This is a genomic window from Dehalobacter sp. TeCB1 (assembly GCF_001707455.1).
GTDB lineage: Bacteria > Bacillota > Desulfitobacteriia > Desulfitobacteriales > Syntrophobotulaceae > Dehalobacter > Dehalobacter restrictus.
Window position 1 is genome coordinate 66,634 of record NZ_MCHF01000025.1, and the last position, 6,062, is coordinate 72,695.

Consider the following 6,062-nt stretch of genomic DNA (forward strand, 5'->3'; position numbering starts at 1 on the left):
CAATCAACGAGTTTATTTTAAAAGGTCTTGTTAGGATCTGCCATGACTTAAGCTTACGGTAACCTTACATTTTTGTCATGTTAACATTCTTTTTATCTGGGGTTGGTCTGTGTGCCACAATTCCGCTTTCGGCAGATAGCGCCATCCTTGGCGCTAACAGCCGCGCTTCGCAATCCGTGCTTCGCTTGACGCTGGAACTTGTGGCACACAGACCTAATATGGGGTAATCAGATTTTATGAAATCATTTGAGTAAAGAATTATAGAATATTGTACGAGTTCATGGTTAGATGATGTCGGTCATTGAGCTCTTGGGGAAAACAAGATATAGGGTCGTACCGCTGCCGGGGATAGATTCCGCGCTGATGGCTATGCCTAATTTTTCGCAGAGTCTGCGGCAGATGTAAAGGCCCATGCCTGTGGATTTCCCCCTCAGCCTGCCGTTTGTTCCGGTAAACCCCTTGTCAAAAATTCTGGGCAGTTCATTTGCGGGAATTCCCAGCCCGTTATCGGTAACCGCAAGAATACAACGGTTATCACGCTCAGCAGCTGTAAATTTTAGATGGGCGTCCTGTTCGTTTGCGTATTTCAGGGAATTCAAAATGATTTGATGAAGCATGAATTCCAGCCATTTAGTGTCCGTATAAACGGTCTTCTCCAGGTCATCCGTCGCAACGGACATGCCGGTTCCGATCAGCTGTTGGGCGTTTCTCTTAATTGCCGCTAAAACCGGCTTTTCCAGACTGGTCTCTTTAATAAGGTAATCCTTTTCGACGGCGCTGCTTCGGGCGTAAAACAAGGCTTGTTCCACATAGTTTTCAATCGCGTCCAACTCCTCGGCCATGCTGTCCGTTGCTTCGCTCCTGTTATTTTGCGCAATCAGCTTGGACGAGGAGATGGGCGTTTTGATTTCATGAACCCACATTTCGATATATTCACGGTATTCGTCATGCTTATTTTTATATTGGTTGATTTCTTCAAGACAGGCCTTGTTGGATGTTTTTAAAATGTCGTGGAGCAGAGCGCCTTCATAGAAATCCGGTTCCGAGACCATTTCGGCAATGAGGTTCTTGCGGTCGAGCCTGTCAAAGGAACTAACGAGCGTCTGATAAAACGCGTATTTTTTCTTAAACTCCATCGCCAGCGGAATCAACGCTCCGACGACATAAATGGTTCCGATGACGGCGGCGAAAGCCTTTCCTCCGGCCGGATTTAAAGCTGCCAGCATCAGAATGGTCATGACGGCTACCAACAGGTGACAGACGATATAGGCTCTTTTTTCTTTGATAAAGTCTCTTATCGTCATATGATCAAGTACCCCTGACCGCGTTTGGTTTCGATGACATTTTCAAGGCCGGCGTCCTCCAGTTTGCGGCGCAGCCTGCCCATATTGACAGTCAGGGTGTTGTCGTCGATAAAAAGATCGCTGTTCCATAAATAACGCATCAATTCGTCCCTGCTTACAATCGCGCCTTTTTTTTCACAGAGACAGGTCAGCATCTTGATTTCGTTTTTGGTAAGTTCAATCGAACTGCCGGCAACCTCCAAACTGCTTTTGGCAAGATTGATCGTAAATTCACCGCAAGTCAGCCTGTCCTGCGCTGTTTCGCGATATACCCGTTTCATGACCGCCGCGATCCGTGCCAGTAGGATATGGGTATTGTAAGGTTTGGTGATAAAGTCATCGGCGCCCAGGTTCATGGCGGCCAGTTCATCCATTTCCGTATCGCGGCTGGTGACCACGATGACCGGTACCTCGCTGTGCTTCCTGATTTCCCGGCAGATATGGAAGCCGTCGTACACAGGCAGGTTGAGATCAATCAGGATAAGCTGCGGCGCTAAAGAAAGCGTGAAGCCGATCATGTCCTCAAATGTTCCAGGCGCATGGCATTCATAGCCGTTCTGGGACAGGAAGATGCAAAGCTCATCCCGGATTTTTTTATTATCCTCAATAATCAGTATTTTTTCCAAAATAATGCCCCTGCTTTCTTCATTACCATCTTATTTTTAATATATCATAGAATCCGGTCCAAATTAAACGGTTGTCTTTCAGGTATACGTTCTAATTCAATCAATTAATTCCATTGTTTATATGCAATCATGAAAATATTTCAAGGCATTATTTTTTTTCACAAATATTTAGTAGATTATGTTAAAATATATTTGTAATTTTCTAAAATCCGAATTTTTAGCAATCGAATCAACTTCATAAATGTATCCAAAATTTGAACTGTTATTCTTGAAAGAATAATGGTTCTTATGTTGTTAAGGGTTTTCGACTTTTTTATATAGAAATTTACAATTTTCAACACTTAAATAGGCTCATTCTTTACTATACTAGGGAGATGGTGCGTTGATAAGAGAAAAAATAAAAACAATTGGAAGAATCCTATTACCTATCGTAATTATTTTGTTGTTATTTTCATCTAATACTTTTGCCCATTCAGGAAGAACTGATTCAAACGGCGGACATAGAGATAACAAAAATGCTAGTGGATTAGGTTATTACCATTATCATCATGGTTACGGCCCCCACTTACATCCTAATGGAGTCTGCCCATATGAAACACCAAAAAAAATAACAATACCTGAACCAGTTGACGTTAGCTCTGTAATGATCAATTCTATAGATAACACTATATTAGAAGTTGGAGGCGAAACTGTATTAAGTGCTACTATTTACCCTTCAGATGCAGAGAATAAATCTATTACTTGGTCATCAAGTGATATCAATGTTGCTATAGTTAGTGAAAATGGTATCGTTACAGCAGCAAATCCTGGTTCCGCGATCATAACAGCTAAGTCAAGTAACGGAAAAACAAATAGTATCACTTTAAATGTTGACGAAAAAGCAGAGCCTGTTTCAACAGTCAGCGATCAAAATGAATCCGGTTCTTCTGTTCTCGGCTATGGTGTTGTAGCTGCCATTGCAGCTTGGTTTCTATTAAGAAAAAAGAAAAAATAAAGAACTCCTATAAATTAACTTAACCATGATCCCCCGTTTCGATTTTTTAACAACTGATGAACAAAAAAAGACCCTTAGGGGGCTTTTTTTGTATGGTCCTGTTATTATGGAACCTCATTTATCTTTATTTCCTTTCTGATCCGTTCTTTAATATCCCGGCACATTTGCTCCGTTCCGATTCTCTCCCATTCATTTGCGATCTTTTCCGTAACCATCTTGGTAAGGGCTTCATCGATCACCGGATCGTGGCGATTCTTCATCAAAAGAATGAAGATCATATCGTAAAATGAATGTTTCTCCAGCATTTCGATCATTTCGATACATTCTTCGGGTGTGGATTCGTATTCTCCTTCGCACAGCCTGCTTTGGATTTTAGGATGTTCGGATAACCACCTGACTAGCCGGATCGTATCATCCATTTGATGATGTTTGCCTTCTTGCATCATTTCCCGCTCCTCAAAAATTCTTTATGGTTGTTTGAATGATCATTATGCTTGATCGCCCCCTTTCTTTTCTCGTTTAGAATTTTTGAGCGAAATAACCGGGGTTTCTTCTTCGGTATAATTGTTTTCTCCATGCTGAAGTGCTTCGACAAGGATATCAACAGCATTTGCTACTTTAGCGGCAAGTTGAAAATACATTTCCTTGTAATCCGGCATGAGAAATACACCTCTCTCGTGTCATATCACTAACTAAGCATACAAAATATAAAGATATTATGTTGGCGATATAACAGTAACATAGGATCTTCAATACATACTTTTGTATATAAAATTTATCACCGAACCCTATTATACCTCATGTAATAAGGAGAATTGATTTATATGCACTATTCGCATAAAATCCTCACAAATTATGTTCGCGAAATTCTATGGTATAACTATCGACTATTTGCTGGGATAATGGAAAACCTTATCGTTGACCACGACAGCGATAAGCTGAATGAAAGCTCCCCACAGTCATTGTTTTTCGTAAATCACTTGCTGGGGAGCCTTTTTGATTAACTAATCCCATGAAATTCAGCTTGTATTAGCAACCTAGTATCTAATTCCGACAATAACCATTTTCTCCCAACAAAGTAATCCCTTCGGTTATTTTCTCCGGTGATAGAATTGTTGATCTTTGTAGAGAGCGGGATATAACACCCAAATGCGTTAAGCTATAGAGCCGGGGTACCACAATCGACAATAAAAAGTATTCTGAATGATGAAAGCCAAAATCCGGGTATCGTGACGATCAAAAAGTTATGCGACGGATTAAACATCTCCCTATCGGACTTTTTTAATACGGATGATTTTCGCAATTTGGAGTAGGAAATTAAATAAAACCATCGACTTTCAATGATTTTTAATAACTTATCCATCATAGAGCGACATTTGCTCCAAGGCTCTATCCGTGATATCTTTGCTCTTTCGGGATGACAGACTTAAGAATAATCGACGTATATTTTCCCCACAAGCAGCAGCCAATTTTTCAACCTCTGCCATTTCATAGATCATATAAATTTTTTTGTGTGGAGTATAATAGAGTAAAACTTTTTTGTTTTGCTTCGTGAGATTAATAATATTGTTTAATGTCCCTTTGCTTTTTCCATTCCATATCATAAAGCCATGATCGGCATTTTCGGCCATTGTCTTATCTTTGGCTGCATAAAAGTCGAACCCTTTGACCTTATCCGAGACCTCAATTGTTTGAATCGGCCAATCTCCTACGTTATTTCTGGCTTTACCTTGACTGGCATAGACAAATACATCCCTGTATTGATGCTGGAAAAAAAACTGCTGGATCGCTCGATCCATGCCATTGGCATCACCAACCAAAACGGTTTCATTTCGTTTTATTATTTTTTTTAGCCCTTCATCAACATTTTTATCAATAACCTTAATGGCTCTGGGTCCACCAATAAAAATTTTCACGGAATTCACCCCTTGGTTTTTGTCATTGCCAAAACATAAATATGATCAATATTTTTATCTTCCCTTAAAGCATTTATTCTATTTCCTTATACCTACTCTTATGTTCTTTCTCAATTTGCTGAATGCTCTTCCCCGGTGTTGGCAAATCCTCCGGCATGGTTCCTCCCAATTCTTTAATCGTTTGCCTTACCTTTTGTCCTACTTGAAAATGAGTCTGATTGGCTTTATCTTTTACTTTAATATTCTCTCTTCTCAGTTTTTCATCTGTTTGAGTAGCTCGGAATAGATTTGCCGCTAATTCGGTGCTTCCCATATGGTCGAGTATTTTTTGGCTTTTCTTTAAGCCTTTGCATTCATGGATTTCTTTCACCCCTAAGCCGCCATACAACCCTTGGTAGCCTTTATTCTGAAAAATCGCATAATCCTTTGCTTCAACAACTCCGGCCCCTTTTGCCGCATCAGCTAAAGACTTATTATGGGCAATAATCTCATTACGGATTGCTAAACGCTTCTGTTCTTCGGTCAACTGCTCATAGTTTTCGATTAATTCTTGCTGACGTGTCTTTACGGCAAAATAGGTTTGTCCAATTGCAATCACTTTTTTTCGAGAGTCTCCATTTTGAACAATTAAATAACATGCGTAACGGGAAAGCATCATATCTTCTATCTCTCGTTCAGCACCTGAACCGATATCAACCATTTTGCCAACGTTGGCAAAATGGTCAGACAAAATATTGCCACTGTTCTGGCATGCAATTTTTGCTTTATCGATAACTTCACTAAACCTTCGCCATTGTTGGTATTCCAAAACAGCCTTTAACTCTCTGGCATACCAAAACTCTATACCTTCTGTAGTTAAATGCTTGATAGCTTCAAAAGTTTTTTCCGAATATCTTTCAATCTCAGTCATATGAACTCCCCTCCTCTGAGACCATTATAAACAAACATACGTTCTATTTCAACCAATTAATTCCATTGTCTTTGTAATACCCAAATCAACGGCGATATCGCATATTTTTCATTCCCCATAAGTTCAAGCCTTCTGGCCATACGATAGTAAGCGTAAACCATGTAGGCGGATTGTCATAGAATCAGCAGAATGAGAGAATATCCCAAAGAGTCTAAGTGTCACCAAAAGAGTCTAAGGTAGACATTTAGATAGAATGGGAGTGACTCAAATGGA

General features: G+C 40.0%; 8 protein-coding genes. 2 read left to right on the top strand and 6 right to left on the bottom strand.

Going from position 1 to position 6,062, the window contains the following annotated elements; translation table 11 throughout:
- Positions 1-284 precede the first annotated feature (284 nt).
- Complete coding sequence (locus A7D23_RS07460) at positions 285-1,304, bottom strand: sensor histidine kinase (protein ID WP_019226255.1); 1,020 nt, start codon at positions 1,302-1,304, stop codon at positions 285-287.
- On the bottom strand, positions 1,301-1,969 hold the full coding sequence (locus A7D23_RS07465) for a response regulator transcription factor (protein WP_019226256.1): 669 nt from the start codon (positions 1,967-1,969) through the stop codon (positions 1,301-1,303). The genes A7D23_RS07460 and A7D23_RS07465 overlap by 4 nt, the downstream gene beginning before the upstream one ends.
- Positions 1,970-2,351: 382 nt before the next feature.
- On the opposite strand from A7D23_RS07465, the gene A7D23_RS07470 reads away from it, so the two are divergent.
- Positions 2,352-2,963, top strand: a complete 612-nt coding sequence (locus A7D23_RS07470; protein ID WP_019226257.1) for an Ig-like domain-containing protein — start codon at positions 2,352-2,354, stop codon at positions 2,961-2,963.
- A gap of 104 nt (positions 2,964-3,067) precedes the next feature.
- On the opposite strand, the gene A7D23_RS07475 is transcribed toward A7D23_RS07470, so the two are convergent.
- Both A7D23_RS07475 and A7D23_RS16025 read right to left on the bottom strand, forming a co-directional pair.
- On the bottom strand, positions 3,068-3,409 hold the full coding sequence (locus A7D23_RS07475) for a hypothetical protein (RefSeq protein WP_015044483.1): 342 nt from the start codon (positions 3,407-3,409) through the stop codon (positions 3,068-3,070).
- 42 nt (positions 3,410-3,451) lie between these two features.
- Positions 3,452-3,622 carry a hypothetical protein gene (locus A7D23_RS16025; protein WP_015044484.1) on the bottom strand — a complete coding sequence of 57 codons (171 nt, stop codon included), beginning with the start codon at positions 3,620-3,622 and terminating at the stop codon, positions 3,452-3,454.
- 540 nt (positions 3,623-4,162) lie between these two features.
- Between A7D23_RS16025 and A7D23_RS16625 the strand changes: the two genes are divergently transcribed.
- Positions 4,163-4,276 (top strand): hypothetical protein, encoded by a 114-nt coding sequence (locus A7D23_RS16625; RefSeq protein ID WP_343205477.1) that lies wholly within the window; start codon positions 4,163-4,165, stop codon positions 4,274-4,276.
- Between the two features lie 42 nt (positions 4,277-4,318).
- On the opposite strand, the gene A7D23_RS07485 is transcribed toward A7D23_RS16625, so the two are convergent.
- Together A7D23_RS07485 and dinD are read right to left on the bottom strand one after the other, a co-directional pair.
- On the bottom strand, positions 4,319-4,879 hold the full coding sequence (locus A7D23_RS07485) for a hypothetical protein (protein ID WP_015044485.1): 561 nt from the start codon (positions 4,877-4,879) through the stop codon (positions 4,319-4,321).
- A gap of 73 nt (positions 4,880-4,952) precedes the next feature.
- On the bottom strand, positions 4,953-5,789 hold the full coding sequence (dinD, locus tag A7D23_RS07490) for a DNA damage-inducible protein D (RefSeq protein WP_019226260.1): 837 nt from the start codon (positions 5,787-5,789) through the stop codon (positions 4,953-4,955).
- Between the last annotated feature and the right edge of the window lie 273 nt (positions 5,790-6,062).

Coding starts and splice junctions, on each gene's coding strand:
- A7D23_RS07460 (WP_019226255.1), bottom strand. CDS start 1,304: ATGACGATAAGAGACTTTATCAAAGAAAAAAGAGCCTATATCGTCTGT.
- A7D23_RS07475 (WP_015044483.1), bottom strand. CDS start 3,409: ATGATGCAAGAAGGCAAACATCATCAAATGGATGATACGATCCGGCTA.
- A7D23_RS16025 (WP_015044484.1), bottom strand. CDS start 3,622: ATGCCGGATTACAAGGAAATGTATTTTCAACTTGCCGCTAAAGTAGCA.
- dinD (WP_019226260.1), bottom strand. CDS start 5,789: ATGACTGAGATTGAAAGATATTCGGAAAAAACTTTTGAAGCTATCAAG.